We start from the raw sequence: 20,070 nt of genomic DNA, 5'->3' as shown, positions 1-20,070 counted from the left end.
GCCCCCGGACTGGCCCCTGGGTTATACGTGGATGCAAATTAGGAAAAAGAAAAATTCCATGAATCCGGAAGATAGATAATACGCAGGGAAGGGAAGGTTGGAGTACTCGCTTCGCCTGCCTGCCAGCAGGCAAGCTCGTGATCCAAAATGGGAAACCGCGACTGCAAATAGAAAACCTACGCTTCGCTGACGCGAATCGAGGCATTTTTTTCGTCCCTGCCTTACAAAAGCAAGCTTTTGACGGCAAGTCCAAAAAAAACCCCGCAACTTGCGTTGCGGGGTTTTCTGCTTGATGTGGGCCCTGTTGGATTCGAACCAACGACCCCCTGCTTGTAAGGCAGGTGCTCTGAACCAACTGAGCTAAGAGCCCGAAAGGGAGTGCAAATATAGAATAGTTTTTTCCTCCCCAAAAGAAAAAAAACAAAAAAATGATTGCCTGCTTTTGGCAGGTTGGGCCCAGAAGATCAGGGGGTTTCAAAGGCCGTGGTATCCGATCTGATACGCCTGTATTCCACCATCAGGGAATCGCGGATTTCCGGGAAATCCCCGGCCAGGTTCCGGGTCTGGCCCGGGTCGGAATCCAGGTGGTAGAGCCGGGTTTCCGGAGCATTGCCAGATTCGATATTCACGGTGGTGAAAACGGAGGACCCGTCATAGGGCGGGATCAGGGCCCAGGCTCCCCTGCGGAACGCCGTCCGGCCAAGGGCTTCGAGCACCAGGGATTCCCTGCCCGCCTCGGACTGGCCGCTCAGGGCAGCCCACAGGTTCCGGCTGTCCGTTGCCGGGTCGGGGGCACCGACCAGGTGGGCCAGGGAAGCCATCAGGTCCATCTGGCTGACCAGCGCATCGCTGACCCCCGGCTCAATGGTGCCGGGCCAGGAGACGATGAAGGGGACCCGGGTACCGGCTTCGAACAGGCTGTACTTGCCGCCCCTGAACGGGCCCCAGGGCGAATGATCCCCGTTTAATTCAACGGCCTGGTCCCTGTAGCCGTCATTCAGTACCGGGCCGTTATCACTGGAAAAGATGACGAGCGTATGCTTTGACAGGCCTTCCTCCTCCAGGGCCTTCATGATTTGCCCCACGCACCAGTCGGCCTCAAAAATGGCATCTCCCCTGGGGCCCAGGCCGGTGGCCCCGACAAAACGCGGATGGGGAGTCCTGGGTACATGGGGTTGCTGGAGCGCATAATACAGGAAAAAGGGCTGGTCCGGATTCCGGTTCCCTATAAACAGCCGCGCTTCCTCCAGGAAGGTGTCGGCCATGTCCTCGTCTACCCAGCGGGCAGCTTCCCCGCCCTTCATAAAGCCGATGCGCGGGATCCCGTTGACGATGCTGTTATTGTGTCCGTGGTCCCAATCCATCCGGAGCATTTCCGGGTGGTCCAGGGCAGTGGGTTCCCCGGGGAAATTCTCCTCATAGCTCACCTCGATGGGGTCATCGGGGTCCAGGCCCACCACCTCCCCGTTCCGGATATAGACCGTCGGGACCCGGTCCTGGGTGGCTGCCAGGATATAGCTCTCGTCAAAGCCAACGTCATTGGGGCCCGGCCGGATGTTCCGGTTCCAGTCGATGGCACCGGAACCCAGGCCCAGGTGCCACTTGCCCACGATCCCGGTCCGGTAGCCCTGTCGCCTCAGCATACCCGGGAGCGTCAACCGGGCCGTGTCGATCAGCAGGGGGGCATTCCCCGGCAGGATCCGCGCCTGCTCCTTGCGCCAGGGATAGCGGCCCGTCAGCAACGCATACCGGCTGGGGGTACAGGTGGCCGAGCTGGCATAGGCACGGGTGAACCTCAGCCCGCCCGCCGCCAGGGCATCGATGTTGGGAGTTTGGATTTGCGTTGCCCCGTACGCCCCGGTATCCCCGTAACCCAGGTCATCGGCATAGATGATCAGGATGTTGGGCCTGCCGGCAACCCCGGACACATCGGGTACGGCATCTTCCCTTTCTCCTTTGCAGGCGGCAAAAAGGCAAAAAAGCAGCAGTATCAGGGGGTATCTCAGTAAGGCAGGTGGGCGCATAAGGAATGGCTGGTTAGGGGCCGGGTTGCACTCCGGCAATTCCCTAAGGTAATAAAATGCAGGATTTTTGTTGGATTATGGACAGTTGTCAGAACGGCACAGTCGAGGCTCCCGGAAATCCGCGTGGATGCATGCCAGTATACCTGTCTGGTCAGAGGACGCCGGCCACTGTTCAGAGGACTTCAGCTACCGTGAAATTGCTGCCCCCTATGAAGATGAGGTCTTCCGGGTCGGCAGCGGCCATGGCGGCCTGGTAGGCTTCGGCAATGCTCTGGAACGCCTGGGCATCCAGTCCCATGCGTTCCACTGCGGCTGCCAGGGTTTCAACGGGCATCCCCCTCGGGATATTGGGACGGGAGAGGTAGTAGCGCGCCTCCCGGGGGAAGAGCGGCAGGATGCCGTCCAGGTCTTTTTCCTTTACAAAACCAAGGACAAAATGGAGGGTCCGGTAGGATTGTCGGGCGAGTTGTTCCAGTACCAGTTCGAGCCCCTCCCGGTTGTGGGCCGTATCGCAAAGTACCCGCGGGTGCTCCCGGAGGATTTGCCATCGGCCCATGAGCCCGGTATTCTCCGAAACGCTGGCCAGGCCCTTGCGGATGGCTTTTTCGTTTACCCGGAACGAACCTGCAACGTTCAGGGTATCCAGGGTGGCCAGCACGCCCCTGAGGTTCCGCTGCTGGTAACTCCCCAGCAGGGAGACGGGGTAGTCAGGCCATTCCTGCTGGTCGGCGAACCGGATCGGGGCCTCCCGCATTTGGGCCGTGGCGGTGAATACATCGGCGATATCCGGCTGGGTTTCGCTGATGACCACCGGTACGCCCGGTTTGATGATGCCCGCCTTCTCCCCGGCAATCTGCCGGGGTTCCTTCCCGAGGAATTCGGTATGGTCCAGCCCGATGTTGGTGATCAGGCTGACCTCCGGGGTAATGATGTTGGTGGCATCCAGGCGCCCGCCCAGGCCCACCTCCACCACGGCGATATCTACTTCCCGGGAGGCGAAATAGGCAAAGGCCATGCCCACGGTCAGTTCAAAAAAGGAAAGCCCGGCCTTTTCGAGGTAGGGTTTGTGCTGTGCGATAAATTCGATGACATAGGCTTCCGGCACCGGTTTCCCGTTGACCCGGATGCGTTCCCGGAAGTCTTTCAGATGGGGGGAGGTATACAGGCCCACATTGTATCCTGCCTCCTGCAGGACGGAGGCCAGCATATGGCTGCTGGAGCCTTTGCCGTTGGTCCCGGCTACGTGGATGCTCCTGAATGCGCTTTCCGGGTGGCCCAGGCGGGCGGCAAAGTCCCGGATGGGTTCCAGCTTTCCCTGATAGGCGGTGGCGCCTTGCTGCTGGTACATGGGCAGACGGGCAAACATCCAGTCCAGCGTCTGGCGGTAGGTCATCTATTCCCCCAGTTTGAAATTCACCACCACAAAACCGATTTGCTGGTTCGGGGCGTTGGGGTCGGGGTTCCACCGGTGCATGAAAGCCGTTTTCCGGGCGGGTTCGAGCAGGCAGGGATCGTTGTTGGTCGTACCCCGCACCCCCGGTTGGGCGGCCACGACCTTCCCGCTGCGGTCCACAGTGATCTGGACTACCACACGTCCGGCCTGGTTGCATTGCTGTTCCACCTGGCCCTTGCTGGCCAGCGTGCGCCCGCCCAGGCCATACCCCCCTGTGCCGCTACCGCTGCCGGGGCCCCCGTAATACGTGGTGGCATACGGATCGCCCCCTGGCTGGCCCTTGTCCCCTGCCTGGTTGTCGTCCCCTTCACTTCCCTCGGCGGTGCCGCTGGAGGTGTTCAGGCCGCCCATCATGGCGTCGAGTTCCCGTTTCTTGGCTTCCTGTTCCTGGCGGGCCCGTTCGGCGGCCGCCTGGCGCTCCCGTTCCTGCCGTTCGGCTTCCGCCTGGGCCTCGGCCTTGATGCGGGCTTCCTCGGCTGCCTTTTTGCGGGCCGCTTCCTCGGCCTTCTTACGGGCTTCCTCCCGCTGGCGGATCCGGATGGACTCCTCGTTTTCCTGGGTGAGTACTTTTTCGGTGGGGGATTCGGCCTGGGTGGATTCCTCCGGGACTTCCGGCTCGGTGGCCGGTTCGGTGGCCGGCTCGGATACCGCTACTTCTTCCGGTACATCTTCCACCAGTTCTTCGGGTTCGGGTTGCTGCCGGCGGACGGGCTCCAGGGGTTGCTGGTTGCCCATGCCGAATTCCATGGTGCCGAAGTTTACGGTAATGCCATTCTCCTCGGGCGGGTCCATATAGGTCAGGCCGATGTAAAACAGCAAAAGGACCAGCAGGCTCAGCAGCAAGGTGGTGAGCGTGAAGGATTTTTTCTTGTGTCTCGTATCGAGTAGTGACATTAATTCGGACGCACGGCAAGGATCACTTTATAGTTGTTCCTGTTGGCGATATCCATCACGTTGACGGCCTCTTTGATCGCTACGCTCTCTTCGGCCCGGAGGATAATCGTCGGGTTCTCCTGTCCCTGCAGTGCTTTTTTTAATTCAATTTCAATGTATTCTCCGTTGATCTGCTGGTTGTTCACAAAATAGTCGAGGTTCCGGTTGATGGTCACCGAGACATTCTGCGTATTGGTGGACTTCCCCTTGGCCTTGGGCAGCAAAAGGTCCAGGGCATTCGGGGAGTTCGCCGTCAGCATAAAAAAGATAAGCAGCAGAAATACGATGTCCGTCATGGAGGACATGCTGAACTCCGGGCTCACCTTGTTCCTTCCCTTCAGTTTCATAGGCGGTGCTTAAATTGGTTCGCTCAGCAAGTCCAGGAACTCCACTGCATTGGCTTCCATCTTGTGGATCACCTTGTCGGTGCGGTTCACCAGGTGGTTGTACCCCACATAGGCAATGATACCCACGACCAGCCCGGCCACGGTCGTGGTCATGGCGGTGTAGATACCCGAGGCCAGGGCTCCCATTTCGGCCTGTCCGCCGCTGGTGGCCATCTGGTGGAAGGCCAGGATCATCCCGATCACGGTCCCGAGGAACCCGATCATCGGGGCGGCACCGGCAACGGTTGCCAGTACGCTTACGTTCTTCTCCAGCTTGTAGACTTCCAGGGTCCCGGCATTTTCAATGGCCGTGTTGATATCATCCAGGGGCTTGCCGACCCGGGAAATCCCCTTTTCGGTCAGGCGCGCCACCGGGCTGTCCGTCTGGGCGCAGAGGATCTTGGCCGCTTCCAGCTTGCCGGACATCACATGGTCCCGGATCTGGTTCATGAAATTCTTGTCGATCTTGGACGCTGCCTTGATGGCGAGCAACCGTTCGAAATAAATATACATGGCTACCGCCAGCATCACGAAAAGCACCGAGATGATCACGATGCTTCCTGTCCCTCCGTTGAAGATCAGGTCGATGACGGAAAGGGTCTTCTCTTCGGATGCAATCTCGCCCAGCTGGGCATCGGCGTCCTGAAACATTATCATAATAGCTCTCTTATTAGGTTGCTTCTAATAACGGGGTTTTGCCATTTTAAGTATTCCAGCCGAAAAATTATACCGGGTTGAGCACCAGGTCGCGCAACAGGATAAAGGTCAATGCCCCGGCCAGGAAGCCCGCAAGGGCCAACCAGGCGATCTTGCGCAGGTACCAGAAGAAGTCGATTTTTTCCATCCCCATGGCAACCACACCGGCTGCCGAGCCGATGATCAGCATGCTGCCGCCGGTTCCCGCCGAATAGGCTATAAAATGCCATAAGGGGGCGTCCAGGCCAGGGGAGAACATCCCCATACTGGCGGCTACCAGGGGCACGTTGTCGATAACGGCCGACCCGACGCCGAGGAGCAACACCACAATATCCGTATTGGGTATGGCTTCATTCAGGGCCTCCGCATAGGTAAACAGGTATCCCAGGGACTCCAGGGCGGCTACCGCCAGCAGGATTCCCAGGAAGAAGAGGATGCTGGGCAGCTCAATCTTCCCAAGGGAGGCATGGACAGGGCTGTGGGTGGCATGCTCGTCACTCTCCCTGTCCACGTTGCTGATGCTGAATTTGGTCTGGCTGTAGATCTCGGCAAAAGTTGCCACCACGGCCAGGGAAAGCATCATGCCCACATAGGGAGGCAGGTGGGTAATGGTTTTGAAAAACGGCACGAAGACGATGGATCCGAGCCCGAGATACAGCATGGTGGGCCCGAATTTTGATGTTGCCTCGGTATCCTCACCGACCTCTGCGTCTATATTCCCCCTGAAAACCTTAAACCGGCTGGCGATAAGGGTAGGTACCACGGTACACATAATGGATGGCAGGAGCACGTGCTCGATGAGCTGGAGGGCAGACACCTTGTCGGCGATCCAGAGCATGGTCGTGGTCACGTCTCCGATTGGCGACCAGGCCCCACCGGCATTGGCGTTGATAATTATCATCCCCGCAAACCACAACCGGGTATTCCGGTCCTTGATCACTTTTTGCAGGATGGTCACCAGTACAATGGTGGCCGTCAGGTTGTCGATGATGGCAGACAGTATAAAGGCCAGCATGGAAAATAGCCAGAGCAGTTTGGTTTTGCTGCGCGTCCGGATATACCCTTTGATAGTGGCAAAACCGTTGAAGTAGTCGATGATCTCCACAATGGTCATCGCCCCCAACAGGAATACCAGTATCTCCGCGGTTTTCCCCAAATGGTGCAGGAGGATTTCGTCCAGGTGCGAGGGTTCCAGCTCCTTGAGTTCGGCATTCACCTCAAAGACCGGCATGTGCGCCAGGGCGATGATCGCCCAAAGGAGCGCCATCATGGCCAGGGCGGGTATCAGTTTGTCGATCTTTAGGTTGTGTTCAAGGGTGATGGCAAGGTAGCCGACCAGAAAAACGATGATAATTATGGTTTCCATAGGTTGGTTTGTTTAAACAAGTTGTTTCAGCGCGATCTCGAATGCAGTCCGGCTGAGGTTCCTTCGGGTTGGATTTTGGTTAAATATATTCAAAATTGCCTTTCTAATCGTTTCCGAGGTGTCATTAAAAATGTCTGCGTCCTCCATGGACACCCGTCCTTCCATAAAATAGGCAAAAACCCGGGCCATGCCACAATTGGAAACGAAATCCGGAATCAGGCTGACCCGCTGGTCCGTATATTCCATGATGGGACCGAAGAAAATCTCCCTGTCCGCAAAGGGCACGTTGGCCCCGCAGGAAATCACTTCCAGGCCCGTTTCGATGAGCGTGCCGATCTGTTCTTGGGTGACCAGACGGGATGCCGCGCAGGGCGCGAAGATTTCGCACGGCAGGCTCCAGATCCGCCTGTCGAGTTCGTCCGATGGGATCAGGTCCTCGGCGATCAGCGCGTTGCCCTTCTTTTTGCCGAAGAGCTCGCGGATTTCCTCGAAGCTGAAGCCATCTTCATTGATGACCCCGCCGGCCCGGTCAATAATGCCGACGATCCGGGCGCCCATCTTGGACAGGTAGAAGGCCGCGGCCCCCCCCACATTGCCAAAACCCTGGACCACGGCCCGCTTCCCGGAGACGCTTTCCCCGTGGATATCGTAGAAATGCCGCACCGCCTCGGCCACGCCAAAACCCGTGATCATGTCCGCCACGGTGTATTTCCTGCGGGGGTCCGGGGAATAGGTGTCGGTTTCCAGTACCTTGATCACCCCAATCCGGAGCTGGCCGATCCGGTTGATCTTATCGGCTTCCGTGGGGCGGAAATGGCCGTTGAAAACGCCTTCCTGCGGATGCCACACCCCTGCGTCCTCGGTAATGGGGATGACCTCGTGGATTTCGTCCACATTCAGGTCGCCCCCCGTGCCGTAATAGCTCTTGAGTAAAGGGGAAACCGCCTGGTACCAGCGCTGCAGAACCCCCTTTTTCCGCGGGTCGTCCGGATTGAAATTGATCCCGGATTTGGCCCCGCCGATCGGCGGGCCGGAAACGGTGAATTTAACCTCCATGGTCTTTGCCAGGGACAGCACTTCGTTCTGGTCGAGGCCCTCGCGCATCCGGGTTCCCCCGCCGGCCGCCCCGCCGCGCAGGGAGTTGATCACCGCCCAACCCTCTGCCTCCGTCTCCGGGTCCTTCCATTGAAAAACAATTTCGGGGGGCTTGTTTTCATAGCGCTCCAGGAGCTCCTTCATCAACATAATACCATTTTTGGTTTGGTTCGCAGCAGCTAAGGCCCGTGGCCCGGGCCAGGTCAGCTGCCGGCTGGTTTCTTCGGGCGGCCGCCGGATGGGGCGACCCCGACAAATATAAAAATAAAGACCTGCTTTTTGTGGGATTTCCGGAAGGGATCGCGGAAAAAGACCCGGATGCGCCATTTTTGGATTCGCAATAATGAGCCTGCTCTGTTGAATATCATTTAGCCAGAGCGTATATTTGCACTGCTTCATTGAGAAAAATACAAATCAAATGGATTTCAGTTTCACCGAAGAACAACAGATGGTGCGCCAGGCTGCCCGCGATTTTGCACAGAACGAATTGCTGCCAGGCGTCATTGAGCGGGACGAAAAACAGGAGTTCCCGGCCCGCCAGGTCAGGCAAATGGGGGAGCTGGGATTCATGGGGATGATGGTATCCCCGGAATACGGGGGCAGTGGCCTGGATACGCTTTCCTATGTACTGGTCATGGAGGAACTTTCCAAGGTGGATGCCTCGGCCTCGGTGATCGTATCGGTGAACAATTCCCTGGTGTGCTGGGGGCTCGAAGCCTACGGCACGGAGGAGCAGAAGAAAAAGTACCTGCCGGCCCTTGCCGCCGGCGAGAAAATCGGGGCCTTCTGCCTTTCGGAACCCGAGGCAGGAAGCGACGCCACCTCACAGAAAACCACTGCGCGGGAAGTTGGGGACCATTACATCCTCAACGGCACCAAAAACTGGATTACCAACGGGAGTTCGGCGGATATCTACCTGGTCATCGCCCAGACCTACCCGGAAAAAGGGCACAAGGGGATCAACGCCCTGATCGTGGAGAAAGGGATGGATGGGTTTGAGATCGGCCCGAAAGAACAAAAAATGGGGATCCGGGGCAGCGATACGCACTCGCTGATCTTCAACGATGTAAAAGTCCCGAAGGAAAACCGGATCGGGGCAGACGGCTTCGGCTTCAAATTTGCGATGAAAACGCTCTCGGGCGGCCGGATAGGCATTGCTGCCCAGGCCCTGGGGATTGCCGCGGGCGCCTATGAGCTCTCCCTGAAATACTCCAGGGAGCGGAAGGCATTCGGCACCGAAATTGCCAACCACCAGGCCATCGCCTTCAAACTGGCCGATATGCATACCCAGATTGAAGCCGCCCGCATGCTCGTCTATCGTGCAGCGATAGACAAGGACACCGGTAAAGACTATGACCTCTCCAGCGCCATGGCCAAACTCTACGCCTCCCAGGTGGCCATGGATACGGCCGTGGAGGCCGTGCAGATCCACGGGGGTAACGGATATGTGAAGGAATACCATGTGGAGCGAATGATGCGGGATGCCAAAATCACGCAGATTTACGAAGGCACCTCCGAAATCCAAAAAATCGTAATTTCAAGGAGTATCCTAAGGGACTGATTCCCTGCGGGAACCCCTAATTGAAAAACTCGTGAAAACCCGTATCCCGGCTTTCTATCCGGCTTTAGCAGCAGCCGGGCTCCTGTTATTGACTTGTCTGAACTCCTGTAGCCGCGGGGATTCCACCCGGATATCCATTCCATCCAGACCAAATGTGCTTTTTATTCTGGTCGATGACCTGGGATATTCCGACCTGGGGGTGTACGGCAGTTCCTTTTATGAAACTCCGAATACAGACCGGCTCGCCGCATCCGGCAGCCTCTTTACCCAGGGGTATGCGACCAGCCGGGTTTGCAGCCCTTCGCGTGCCAGCCTGCTGACCGGGCGTTTCACCACGCGCCACGGGATTACCGACTGGATCGGGGCGGCTTCCGGGGAAAACTGGCGCGAGGTTGGCCGGCATTCGAGAGTATTGCCCGCTGCCTATGCAGAGGCGCTCCCGAAGGCAGACACAACGCTCGCAGAAGCGTTCCGGGAAGCTGGCTACCGGACCTTCTTTGCCGGTAAGTGGCACTTGGGCGGTGCAGGTTCCCTGCCTACCGATCACGGCTTTGATGTCAATGTCGGCGGATGGGAAAAAGGCAGTCCGATGGGCGGATATTTTTCCCCCTGGGAGAACCCGTTCCTGCCAAATACAAGGCCCGGGGAAAACCTGCCGATACGGCTGGCAAGGGAGACGTCCTCCTTTATAGCTTCGAGCCGGGATACCCCTTTCCTTGCGTACCTTTCCTTTTACGCTGTCCACGGACCCATTCAAACCACCCGGGAGCGCTGGCATAAATTCCGGGATAAAGCCGATTCAATGGGAATCGCCGCCAGCGGATTCCGGATGGGGAGGTACCTTCCCATCCGACAGGTTCAGGATAACCCAGTCTATGCGGGGCTCGTCGAAAATATGGATGAAGCGGTCGGGCTTGTACTGGACACCCTGGATTCGCTGGGCCTGGCCCGGAATACAATCGTCGTATTCACCTCCGACAATGGAGGGGTAGTCGCTGGTGATTCCTATTCCACTTCCCTGCACCCGTTGCGGGGCGGGAAGGGCTACCCCTTTGAAGGGGGGATCCGGGTTCCCCTTATCCTGCGGGTTCCCTGGCTGGACGCAATGCCGGCCACACATACCCAGCCGGTAACGGGGGCAGACTTATACCCCACCCTGCTGGAACTTGCCGGCCTGCCTAAAAAGCCCCTCCAGCACCTGGATGGAAAAAGCCTGGCACCCCTGTTGGAAGGGGCTGGAAGTAGCGACTGGGACCAAAGGCCCCTGATCTGGCATTATCCCCATTATGGAAACCAGGGGGGCGAACCTTCGTCGGTGATCCGGCAGGGACCCTGGAAACTGATTCACTATTACGAGGACGGGCGGGACGAACTCTACAACCTGGAAACGGATCTGGCCGAATCCCGCGACCTGGCCGGCACACACCCCGGTAAGGCGGCAGAATTGTACGGCATGTTAAGTAATTTCCTTTCTGCGACCCATGCTAAATATCCCCGAATGGACCCACAGTACAATGCGTTGCGGGAAGCTGCGTATTTAAGGGAAGTGGTCCGCAGGGAATTGCCTGCGAGGGAAGCCGGGAGGATGCGGCTGCTCAGCGAGGATTTTGACCCCGGAAATAACTGGTGGGGGAGTGATACCCCGGAATAACTTGGTGGATTGCTATCAGCATGGTCCTGACGCACCCCTGTTAATCGTTACAATTCCAGCAGAATTTCATCAAATGACTACCCACCCCCGTATTTTTTAAGGGGTGACCCCCGATCAATCAAAAATTCCACCGGCCGACCCCTCCCTCGGGCCGACCCGGGGCATTCCCGCTTCGTGGTTTTAGCAAATCCACAATATGATTTACCCTCTGTTCCTAATTTGGGATTTTTTTAATGTTTAATTACAAACGTTGAATTTTTTGCATATTATCACAAAATACCATGAATTAATGGTATGCATATCGCTAATTTTGAGATAATCGTGCAATCGGAATATGCCGGCACGGCCCTAGGTCACAGGCCTTATTGACGCGGGCAACGGCTGCGATAACACAGATCGAGACGACTATGAAAAAACAAGGATTATACCTACCCGAATTTGAACACGACAACTGCGGTGCGGGCTTTATCTGCAGCCTGAAGGGCCGCAAGTCCAATGACATCATCCACAAGGCACTTGAGATCCTGGAAAAACTGGAGCACCGCGGGGCCGTTAGTGCCGATGGGAAAACAGGGGATGGCGCCGGAATCCTGATTGATATCCCCCACGAATTCTTTACCGAGGTCTGTTCCTTTGGCCTTCCCGCTCCGGGCAACTATGCCGTGGGCAACGTGTTTCTGCCCCAGCGGGAAAACCAGCGGGATTTCTGCACCCAGTTATTCGGGGAAAACCTGGAACAACAAGGCCTCAAGTTGCTGGGATGGCGGGATGTGCCGGTTAACCGGCGGGTCCCCGGGCGTATTGCTGCGGAAACCGAACCCTTTGTAAAACAGGTTTTTGTCGGGAAAAACTCGGACGAACAGGGGGATTTTGAATTTGAACGCAAGCTTTTCATAGCCCGGAAAAAAACGGAACGCGCCGTGATCGATTCCAAATTGTCGGAGCGTGGGTTCTTCTACCTGCCCAGCCTCTCCACGCGGATCATCATCTTCAAGGGGCTGCTGATGCCCATCGACATCAAGCTGTATTACAAAGACCTGATGGACCCCCGGGTCGTTACCAGGCTGGCGCTGGTACACCAGCGGTTTTCAACCAACACCTTCCCTACCTGGGACCTGGCACAGCCCTTCCGCTATATGTGCCACAACGGCGAAATCAATACGCTCCGGGGGAATGTCTCCCGCATGCACTCCCGGGAAAACCTTTTCAAGAGTGACCTTTTCGGGGACGAGATCAAGGATATCCTGCCGACCATCCTGCCGGGCAAGTCGGATTCGGCTACCATGGACATGGTGGTGGAACTCCTGCTGATGACCGGCCGCTCCCTGCCGGAAGTAATGATGATGCTGGTCCCTGAGGCCTGGGAGAAAAACCCGGACATGTCAGAATCCAAACGGGCCTTTTACGAATTCAACTCCTGCCTGATGGAACCCTGGGACGGCCCGGCATCCATCCCCTTTACCGATGGGAACTACATTGGCGCGGTCCTGGACCGGAACGGCCTGAGGCCCTCCCGGTACTCGGTGACCAAGGACGGATACGTGGTGATGTCCTCGGAAACCGGGGTGCTGGACCTGGAACCGGAAAACATCGCCTTCCACGGCCGGTTGGAACCCGGCAAGATGTTCCTGGTGAATATGGAGGAAGGCCGCATCGTCAACGACGAGGAGATCAAGGAAGCCATAGCGGGGCAACACCCCTATCGCGAATGGCTCAAAAAGAACCTGGTGCACCTGCGGGACATCCCCTACAACGACTGCCCGCTGTTCCTGGGGGAAGCATCCCTGGAAAAGCGGAAGGCAGCCTACGGATATACCCTGGAGGACATCAACACCATCATCCTGCCCATGGCCAAAGCGGCCAAGGAGCCGATCGGGTCCATGGGGTCCGACACACCCATCGCCGTCCTTTCCGAACGGCCGCAGCTGATCTACAACTATTTTAAACAGCTGTTCGCCCAGGTGACCAACCCGCCCCTGGACGGGATCCGGGAAGAACTGATCTGCGACATCAGCCTCACCCTGGGGGCAGACCACAACCTGTTCGATATTTCCGAGCTGCAGTGCCGCAAACTGAAGATCCAGAACCCGGTCATCTCCAAGGAAGACCTTGACAAAATCAAGAATTACGACAGCAGCCCCCATTACAAGGTGGTTTCCATCCCCATCCTCTACGAGATCGAAAAGGGGCTCAACGGGTTGGAAAATGCGCTGGAAAGTGTCCTGGCCCAGGCCTCCCAGGCCATCGACGAGGGCGGGAACATCATCATCCTCTCGGACCGGAACGTCAGCCAGGAACTGGCCCCAATCCCGGCCCTGCTGGCCTGTTCCTATGTGAACAGCGGCCTCCACCGGGTGGGCAGGCGTTCCAAGCTCAGCATTATCATCGAATCGGCCGAACCCCGGGAAGTCCACCACTTTGCGCTCCTCTTCGGTTTTGGCGCCAGTGCGATCAACCCCTACCTGGTCAATGAAATCATCGCCGAGCAGATCGAGGAACACGACATACAGGATGTCAGCCTGGAAGAGGCCATCCAGAATTACAATAAGGCCATCGGAAAGGGCATCCTGAAGGTGATGAACAAGATCGGGATCTCCACCCTGAACTCCTACAGGGGGTCTCAACTTTTCGAATGCATCGGCCTCAACTCGAAAATGGTGGAAAAATACTTCCCCAACACCCCTACCCGGATCGAGGGGATCGGGCTGTACGAGATGGAAAAAGAAATTGCCCTGAGGCACCACAAGGCCTTCGACCGCAAGGAAGTGGCCGCCACGCTGGAGCTGGAAATCGGGGGCGAGTACCGCTGGAGGCGGGATGGCGAAAAGCACATGTTCAACCCGTTGTCCATTGCAAAGCTCCAGAAGGCCGTGCGCCTGAACGAGCCCCAAACCTATAAGGAATACGCCGCCCTGGTCAACGAGCAGACCAAAAACCTGATGACCATCCGGGGGCTGTTTGAATTTTCGAATTACGACCCCATCCCCCTCGATGAGGTGGAACCCTGGACCGAAATCGTCAAACGCTTCAAGACCGGGGCCATGTCCTATGGCTCCATCAGCAAGGAAGCCCACGAAAACCTGGCTATTGCCATGAACCGGATCGGGGGCAAAAGCAATTCGGGCGAAGGCGGGGAGGATGCCGACCGGTTCTACCGGAGCCAGACCGGCGACTGGCGGAACAGCGCCATCAAGCAGGTGGCTTCCGGCCGGTTCGGGGTGACCTCGAATTACCTGACCAACGCCCGGGAGATCCAGATAAAAATGGCCCAGGGCGCCAAGCCAGGGGAAGGCGGCCAGTTACCCGGGCCCAAGGTGAATCCGGCCATTGCAAAAACCCGGAATTCCACCCCGTATGTGGGCCTGATCTCGCCCCCGCCCCACCACGATATCTATTCGATTGAGGATTTGTCCCAGCTGATCTACGACCTGAAATCGGCCAACCGGAATGCCCGGATCAATGTCAAGCTGGTTTCGGAAGTTGGCGTGGGAACCGTGGCCGCCGGGGTATCCAAGGCCAAAGCCGACGTCATCCTGATATCCGGGCACGACGGCGGGACGGGTGCCTCCCCCCTCACCTCCCTGAAACACGCCGGGCTGCCCTGGGAACTCGGGATCTCCGAAGCCCAGCAAACCCTGGTGATGAACGACCTGCGCAACCGGGTGGCACTCGAATGCGACGGCCAGTTGAAAACCGGCCGGGACGTGGCTGTGGCCTGCCTGTTGGGGGCCGAGGAGTTCGGGTTTGCGACCGCACCCCTGGTGGCTTCGGGCTGTATCATGATGCGTGTCTGCCACCTGAATACCTGCCCGGTGGGGATCGCCACCCAGAACCCGGAATTGCGGAAGAAGTTCGAGGGCAAGCCGGAACACGTGGTCAACTATATGTATTTCGTGGCCGAGGAGCTGCGGGAGATCATGGCCAAACTCGGCTTCCGGACCATCGACGAGATGGTCGGCCAGGTACAGAAACTCGACCGCCGCAAGGCAATCGACCACTACAAGGCCCGGGGCATCGACCTGAGCCCCATCCTGTACCAGGTACCTGTCCCAATAGGCACCAAGTTGTACAATACCACAAAGCAAAACCACAACATCGAGCGGTCCATCGAGTTCGAAATCATCGAGAAGGCGCATCTCGCCCTGTTCCGGAAGGAGAAAACAAGCCTGGACTTCCCCATCCACAACACGGACCGTGCCGTGGGAGCCATCATCAGCAATGAGATCTCCAAGATTTACGGGGCCGAAGGCTTACCGGACAATACGCTCCGCCTGAATTTTACGGGCTCGGCGGGCCAGAGTTTCGGCGCGTTTGCCACCAAGGGGCTGACGATGATCGTAAACGGCAACACAAACGACTACCTGGGCAAGGGGCTTTCCGGTGCCCGGCTGATCATCAAGGTACCCGGCGGCTCCACCATCCGCCCGGAGGAAAACATCATCACGGGAAATGTATGCCTGTATGGAGCCACCTCGGGGGAGGCCTATATCAACGGGAAGGCCGGGGAGCGCTTCTGCGTCCGGAATTCCGGTGCCCGTGCCGTTGTGGAGGGGATCGGCGACCACGGTTGCGAATACATGACCGGGGGCGTGGCCGTGATCCTGGGCGGGGTCGGCCGCAATTTCGGGGCCGGTATGAGCGGCGGGATCGCCTATGTCCTGGACCGGGACAAGACCTTTGAACGAAACTGCAACAAGGAGGCGCTCAACCTGCTCAAGGTAGAGGAGGACCAGGATATTGCAGAACTCAAGGCGATGATCGAAAACCATTACAATGCCACCTTCAGCCCGCTGGCACAGGAAATCCTGGAGAAGTGGGAGACCTTCCTGCCCCAGTTTATCAAGGTATTCCCGGAAGAATACCGGCAGGCGCTGATCCGTTTGGAAAATGAAAAGCTAGAGACGATTTAAAATGGGAAAGATTACAGGATTTATGGAATACGAGCGCAAGGTAGAGCCCTATGCGCCCGTGGAGGAACGTCTGAAGAACTACAGGGAATTCACCAAGCCCCTGCCCGAAAAGGCCTTGAAGGAACAGGGCGCCCGGTGCATGGACTGCGGGATCCCCTTTTGCCACAGCGGCTGCCCGCTGGGCAACCTGATCCCCGATTTCAACGATGCCGTATACCGGGGCAAATGGGACAAGGCGGCCGAGATATTGCACGCCACCAACAACTTCCCGGAGTTTACCGGCCGGTTGTGTCCGGCCCCCTGTGAGGAAGCCTGTGTGCTCGGGATCAATGAAGACCCTGTCAGCATAGAGAATATTGAGAAAAGCATTGCCGAAACAGCATTTGAAAAGGGTTGGGTGCAGGCCCTCCCGCCGGCTGAACGCACGGGTAAAAAAGTTGCCGTGGTCGGCTCCGGGCCCGCAGGCCTTGCGGCAGCCCAGCAACTCAACCGCGCCGGGCACCTGGTCACCGTTTTCGAGCGGGACGAGAAACCGGGGGGCCTCCTGCGGTTTGGCATCCCGGACTTCAAAATGGAGAAGCACGTCATCGACCGAAGGCTCGAAATCCTGGAGGCAGAAGGGATCGAATTCCGGTGCGGGGTACACGTTGGCAAAGACATCAAAGCCCCCCAACTCCGGGAGGAATTCGATGCCATCGTACTGTGCGGCGGGGCAACGGTGCGCCGGCCGCTCCCTATCCCCGGTGCCGACCTCAAGGGGGTCGTGCAGGCGATGGACTTCCTTGCGCAGAACAACCGCCGGGTAGCCGGCAGTTCCTTCGAAGGGGAAGCCATCAGCGCAAAAAACAAGAAGGTCGTTGTAATTGGCGGGGGAGACACCGGTTCGGACTGCATCGGTACCTCTTTCCGGCAAGGGGCTGAATCCGTGGCGAATTTTGAGATCCTCAGCAAGCCGCCGGGAAGCCGGCCCGAGGACCAGCCCTGGCCCTTCTGGCCCATGCGGCTAAGGACCAGCTCGTCCCACAAGGAAGGGGCCGAGCGCTACTTCAGCATATCCACCAAGGAATTCAAGGGCGATGAAAAGGGCAACCTGAAGAGCCTGGTTACCGTGGAGGTGGAATGGGAAAACATTCCCGGACAGCGGCCAAAACTGGTTGAGCTCAAGGGCACGGAGAAGGAATGGCCCTGTGACCTGGCACTGCTGGCACTGGGCTTCACCGGGTCCGAGTCCACCCTGGCCGACCAGCTGGGTCTGGAAATGGACCCGAGGACGAATATCAAAGCGCCTGTTTCCGACTACCAAACGAATGTCCCCGGTGTCTTTGCCGCGGGGGACCAGCGCCGGGGCCAGTCCCTGATCGTCTGGGCCATTTCGGAAGGCAGGCAGGCAGCGCATTATGTGGATACCTATCTTATGGGAAGTTCTGAATTGCCCCTAAAGGGCGAGGGGGACCTTCCCAGGGTTTGAGAATTAGCTATAGGTTTCTGATGGAAAGCCGCGGGAAACCGCGGCTTTTTCCTTTTAAAATGGTCAGACAGCCCGTCCTTTGGGCTGTTTATACATTTGTTTCATCATTTGATACATCTGTTCGATGCGTTCTCGCGCATTCCCAATACTTTCAGTTTGCAGTTATCCCCGCACGGGGCATGCCTGAATGAGGCATCCCTTCCGACTGCAGCACAAATCCGGAAATTATTAATAAAAACCCATCTATATGAAACGCGCAGTATGTATACTGTTTTGCCTTATCACAGCAAATGTTATGACAGCCCAGGAGGATACCCGGATCGGCGGATTCCTCGCCTATGGCACCGAAATCGAGAACCTGGGTATCGGAGCGAATGCAGAATTCCCCATAGCGACAAGCCTGACGATTTCCCCATCCCTCATTTACTACTTCCCCAGGGAAGAGGGAGGCGTGGATTTCAACTGGTTTGAAGTCAACGGAAATGCCAATTATTATTTCCTGGATACGGACGGGGCAGGCGTTTACGGTCTGGCCGGCCTGAATTACTCCCGCGTCAAAGTTTCCGGGGATACCGGTTTCGGGGGTACGGTCTCCGCTTCGGACGGTCGGTTCGGTCTGAACCTCGGGGCCGGGGCCAACTTTGACATCGGGGGGGCCATCATCCCCTTTGCCGAAGTCAAATACGTGATCATCGACCAGGGGCAGCTCGTGGTTCTGGGCGGGGTCAGATTCCCCATTTAAACGAAAACACATCTATATTCTCATTATTAAATCCAACTGAAATCATGAAAAATTCAATGAAATTAATGGCTTCCCTTTTTGCAATGTGCCTGCTGCTGAGCTCCTGCTATTCCTACACCAGTGTGGTGGGCAGTGGCGCCCAGGGGAATCAGCAGGTTACCAAATGGAACCACTATGTAGTCTATGGACTGGCCCCGGTTGGGGTTTCCGACTCCAAGGAAATGGCGGACGGAGCCGAAAATTACACGGTCCACACCAGGCATTCCTTTATTAACGGTCTGGTGGCGTCCCTCACCTTCGGGATTTATACACCCACAACGACCACTGTAACAAAATAAACCTGTTCATAAAGGGGTAAACCGGATCCGGTTTACCCCTTTTTTATTTACCTGTATGAAAAAGGCAATCTTTTACGCCTCTGCCCTGATCGCCGCCCTCCTGCTGATCCATATCATCTCCATCGTTTCGACGGACCTGGACAGGCTAACGGAGTACGGGTACGGCTTCCTGGCGGGAAAAGTGATCTTATTGGTCCTCTTCCTTGCAATTGCCTGGTTTACCAGAAACAAAATCCTTTCCAAAAAATGAAACTAAAACATCTTTTAAAGCACGTTTCCCCGTTGGCGGGGATGCTGGCCGTCCTGATTGCGACGGGTTGCAAATCGGACAATAAAAAATCCGGGGAACCCCTTGCGGAGGAGCCCGCGGCACCCCCTGTGGTGGAGGTAGTGACCAAATCGATGGAATTTTTTGCACCGGACACCATCCCCTCGGGGTGGAATACCTTCGTGTATAAAAACCAGTCCACCGAACCCCATTTTATCCTGCTGGACAATTACCCGGAAGGAAAAACCATTGCCGACACCAAGAAGGAGGTCATACCTCCCTTTGATGCGGGGATGGAACTGATTATGGAAGGCAGGAACGATGAGGCCATGGAGGCCTTTGGAAAGTTGCCGGAATGGTTCTCACAAATCGTGTTTTCCGGCGGCACCGGCATTATTTCCGCAGGTGAAACCGCTATCAGCACCGTTAAGCTGAAACCGGGTTATTACGTGATGGAATGCTATGTAAAGATGCCCGATGGCAAGTTCCACGCTTCCATGGGTATGGCCAAACCACTGATAGTTACCGAAGCCGACAGCGGGCTGGAGGCCCCGGAGGCAGACGTGTCCATCACCCTTTCGAGCGAAGAAGGCATTGTATTTCCCGCTGAGATCCCGCCAGGGGAAAGCATCTTTTCAGTTACCCATGCCGATCAGATCGTCCATGAAAATTTCATGGGGCACGATCTCAGCCTCGTACGCCTGGACGAAGGTGCCGACCTCGAAGCACTGGAAGCCTGGATGAACTGGGCAACCCCCGATGGCCTGATGAGTTCGACCCTCCCCGATGGTGTGACCTTCATGGGGGGCATCAATGATGCGCCAGCAGGTACCACCCAGTATTTTGAGGCCGTGCTGACGCCCGGTTCCTATGCCTTTATCTCCGAAGTGCCGAATGCCTCGGAAAAAGGGATGCTCAAACCGTTTGAGGTAGTGATAGAATAGGGGTCACAGGTTTTTCCGGATTCCCGATGTTTGTTTTTCCCCTGCAGTCCGACGGTTGCAGGGGATTTTCTTTCCCCGTATGGCATGCTCAACTTGTTTCACGTACGCGCATAAAAAAAGCCCCCCACATTACTGTGAGGGGCTTTAAAGGAGGCGGCGACCTACTCTCCCACCTTGTGAGGCAGTACCATCGGCGCTGACGGGCTTAACTTCCCTGTTCGGAATGGTAAGGGGT

General features: G+C 57.1%; 15 protein-coding genes, 1 tRNA gene and 1 rRNA gene. 8 read left to right on the top strand and 9 right to left on the bottom strand.

Features of this window, described 5'->3' with window-relative positions:
- Nucleotides 1-295 precede the first annotated feature (295 nt).
- The 8 genes from H7F20_RS09190 to H7F20_RS09155 all read right to left on the bottom strand — a co-directional run bounded on the left by H7F20_RS09190 (nt 296) and on the right by H7F20_RS09155 (nt 8,097).
- Nucleotides 296-370 (bottom strand) — tRNA-Val (locus tag H7F20_RS09190).
- 94 nt (nt 371-464) lie between these two features.
- Complete coding sequence (locus H7F20_RS09185) at nt 465-2,024, bottom strand: arylsulfatase (protein ID WP_185785894.1); 1,560 nt, start codon at nt 2,022-2,024, stop codon at nt 465-467.
- A gap of 172 nt (nt 2,025-2,196) precedes the next feature.
- Entirely contained in the window at nt 2,197-3,417 is a 1,221-nt protein-coding gene (locus H7F20_RS09180) for a folylpolyglutamate synthase/dihydrofolate synthase family protein (protein WP_185785893.1), read from the bottom strand.
- Complete coding sequence (locus H7F20_RS09175; RefSeq protein ID WP_185785892.1) at nt 3,418-4,371, bottom strand: energy transducer TonB; 954 nt, start codon at nt 4,369-4,371, stop codon at nt 3,418-3,420. It lies immediately after the preceding gene.
- Nucleotides 4,371-4,757 (bottom strand): biopolymer transporter ExbD, encoded by a 387-nt coding sequence (locus H7F20_RS09170; RefSeq protein ID WP_185785891.1) that lies wholly within the window; start codon nt 4,755-4,757, stop codon nt 4,371-4,373. The genes H7F20_RS09175 and H7F20_RS09170 overlap by 1 nt, the downstream gene beginning before the upstream one ends.
- Nucleotides 4,758-4,766: 9 nt before the next feature.
- Nucleotides 4,767-5,453, bottom strand: coding sequence for a MotA/TolQ/ExbB proton channel family protein (locus H7F20_RS09165; protein ID WP_185785890.1), 687 nt, complete (start codon nt 5,451-5,453; stop codon nt 4,767-4,769).
- 67 nt (nt 5,454-5,520) lie between these two features.
- Entirely contained in the window at nt 5,521-6,858 is a 1,338-nt protein-coding gene (nhaD, locus tag H7F20_RS09160) for a sodium:proton antiporter NhaD (protein WP_185785889.1), read from the bottom strand.
- 12 nt (nt 6,859-6,870) lie between these two features.
- Nucleotides 6,871-8,097 carry a Glu/Leu/Phe/Val dehydrogenase gene (locus H7F20_RS09155; RefSeq protein ID WP_185787129.1) on the bottom strand — a complete coding sequence of 409 codons (1,227 nt, stop codon included), beginning with the start codon at nt 8,095-8,097 and terminating at the stop codon, nt 6,871-6,873.
- 274 nt (nt 8,098-8,371) lie between these two features.
- Here H7F20_RS09155 and H7F20_RS09150 point away from each other — a divergent pair, with 274 nt between their 5' ends.
- The 8 genes from H7F20_RS09150 (at nt 8,372) to H7F20_RS09115 (ending at nt 19,835) form a co-directional block, all read left to right on the top strand.
- Nucleotides 8,372-9,514: an acyl-CoA dehydrogenase gene (locus tag H7F20_RS09150; protein ID WP_185785888.1), complete on the top strand. Its 1,143-nt coding sequence runs from the start codon at nt 8,372-8,374 to the stop codon at nt 9,512-9,514.
- A 154-nt stretch (nt 9,515-9,668) separates the two neighbouring features.
- Nucleotides 9,669-11,165, top strand: coding sequence for a sulfatase (locus H7F20_RS09145; RefSeq protein WP_370588497.1), 1,497 nt, complete (start codon nt 9,669-9,671; stop codon nt 11,163-11,165).
- Between the two features lie 407 nt (nt 11,166-11,572).
- Nucleotides 11,573-16,075: a glutamate synthase large subunit gene (gene gltB / locus H7F20_RS09140; protein ID WP_185785887.1), complete on the top strand. Its 4,503-nt coding sequence runs from the start codon at nt 11,573-11,575 to the stop codon at nt 16,073-16,075.
- A 1-nt stretch (nt 16,076) separates the two neighbouring features.
- A complete protein-coding gene (locus tag H7F20_RS09135; RefSeq protein WP_185785886.1) occupies nt 16,077-17,543 on the top strand; it encodes a glutamate synthase subunit beta in 1,467 nt (488 codons plus the stop codon).
- Nucleotides 17,544-17,838: 295 nt separating this feature from the next.
- Nucleotides 17,839-18,285 carry an outer membrane protein gene (locus tag H7F20_RS09130; RefSeq protein WP_255444049.1) on the top strand — a complete coding sequence of 149 codons (447 nt, stop codon included), beginning with the start codon at nt 17,839-17,841 and terminating at the stop codon, nt 18,283-18,285.
- A 44-nt stretch (nt 18,286-18,329) separates the two neighbouring features.
- On the top strand, nt 18,330-18,623 hold the full coding sequence (locus tag H7F20_RS09125; protein WP_185785884.1) for a Bor family protein: 294 nt from the start codon (nt 18,330-18,332) through the stop codon (nt 18,621-18,623).
- Between the two features lie 55 nt (nt 18,624-18,678).
- The gene (locus tag H7F20_RS09120; protein WP_185785883.1) at nt 18,679-18,873 is read left to right on the top strand and encodes a hypothetical protein; all 195 of its coding nucleotides are present in this window, start codon (nt 18,679-18,681) and stop codon (nt 18,871-18,873) included.
- The gene (locus H7F20_RS09115; protein ID WP_255444048.1) at nt 18,870-19,835 is read left to right on the top strand and encodes a hypothetical protein; all 966 of its coding nucleotides are present in this window, start codon (nt 18,870-18,872) and stop codon (nt 19,833-19,835) included. The genes H7F20_RS09120 and H7F20_RS09115 overlap by 4 nt, the downstream gene beginning before the upstream one ends.
- A gap of 148 nt (nt 19,836-19,983) precedes the next feature.
- Here H7F20_RS09115 and rrf read toward each other — a convergent pair.
- A 5S ribosomal RNA gene (gene rrf, locus H7F20_RS09110) occupies nt 19,984-20,070 on the bottom strand; the annotation flags it as partial.

It is taken from the genome of Robiginitalea sp. SC105 (assembly GCF_014243345.1).
Lineage (GTDB): Bacteria > Bacteroidota > Bacteroidia > Flavobacteriales > Flavobacteriaceae > Robiginitalea.
This window is presented reverse-complemented; position numbering and strand designations above follow the sequence as displayed.

Excerpts from the sequence above, each read along its gene's own strand:
- H7F20_RS09185 (WP_185785894.1), bottom strand. The coding sequence starts at position 2,024 with ATGCGCCCACCTGCCTTACTGAGATACCCCCTGATACTGCTGCTTTTT.
- H7F20_RS09180 (WP_185785893.1), bottom strand. The coding sequence starts at position 3,417 with ATGACCTACCGCCAGACGCTGGACTGGATGTTTGCCCGTCTGCCCATG.
- H7F20_RS09175 (WP_185785892.1), bottom strand. The coding sequence starts at position 4,371 with ATGTCACTACTCGATACGAGACACAAGAAAAAATCCTTCACGCTCACC.
- H7F20_RS09170 (WP_185785891.1), bottom strand. The coding sequence starts at position 4,757 with ATGAAACTGAAGGGAAGGAACAAGGTGAGCCCGGAGTTCAGCATGTCC.
- H7F20_RS09165 (WP_185785890.1), bottom strand. The coding sequence starts at position 5,453 with ATGATAATGTTTCAGGACGCCGATGCCCAGCTGGGCGAGATTGCATCC.
- nhaD (WP_185785889.1), bottom strand. The coding sequence starts at position 6,858 with ATGGAAACCATAATTATCATCGTTTTTCTGGTCGGCTACCTTGCCATC.
- H7F20_RS09155 (WP_185787129.1), bottom strand. The coding sequence starts at position 8,097 with ATGAAGGAGCTCCTGGAGCGCTATGAAAACAAGCCCCCCGAAATTGTT.
- H7F20_RS09150 (WP_185785888.1), top strand. The coding sequence starts at position 8,372 with ATGGATTTCAGTTTCACCGAAGAACAACAGATGGTGCGCCAGGCTGCC.
- gltB (WP_185785887.1), top strand. The coding sequence starts at position 11,573 with ATGAAAAAACAAGGATTATACCTACCCGAATTTGAACACGACAACTGC.
- H7F20_RS09135 (WP_185785886.1), top strand. The coding sequence starts at position 16,077 with ATGGGAAAGATTACAGGATTTATGGAATACGAGCGCAAGGTAGAGCCC.
- H7F20_RS09130 (WP_255444049.1), top strand. The coding sequence starts at position 17,839 with ATGACAGCCCAGGAGGATACCCGGATCGGCGGATTCCTCGCCTATGGC.
- H7F20_RS09125 (WP_185785884.1), top strand. The coding sequence starts at position 18,330 with ATGAAAAATTCAATGAAATTAATGGCTTCCCTTTTTGCAATGTGCCTG.
- H7F20_RS09120 (WP_185785883.1), top strand. The coding sequence starts at position 18,679 with ATGAAAAAGGCAATCTTTTACGCCTCTGCCCTGATCGCCGCCCTCCTG.
- H7F20_RS09115 (WP_255444048.1), top strand. The coding sequence starts at position 18,870 with ATGAAACTAAAACATCTTTTAAAGCACGTTTCCCCGTTGGCGGGGATG.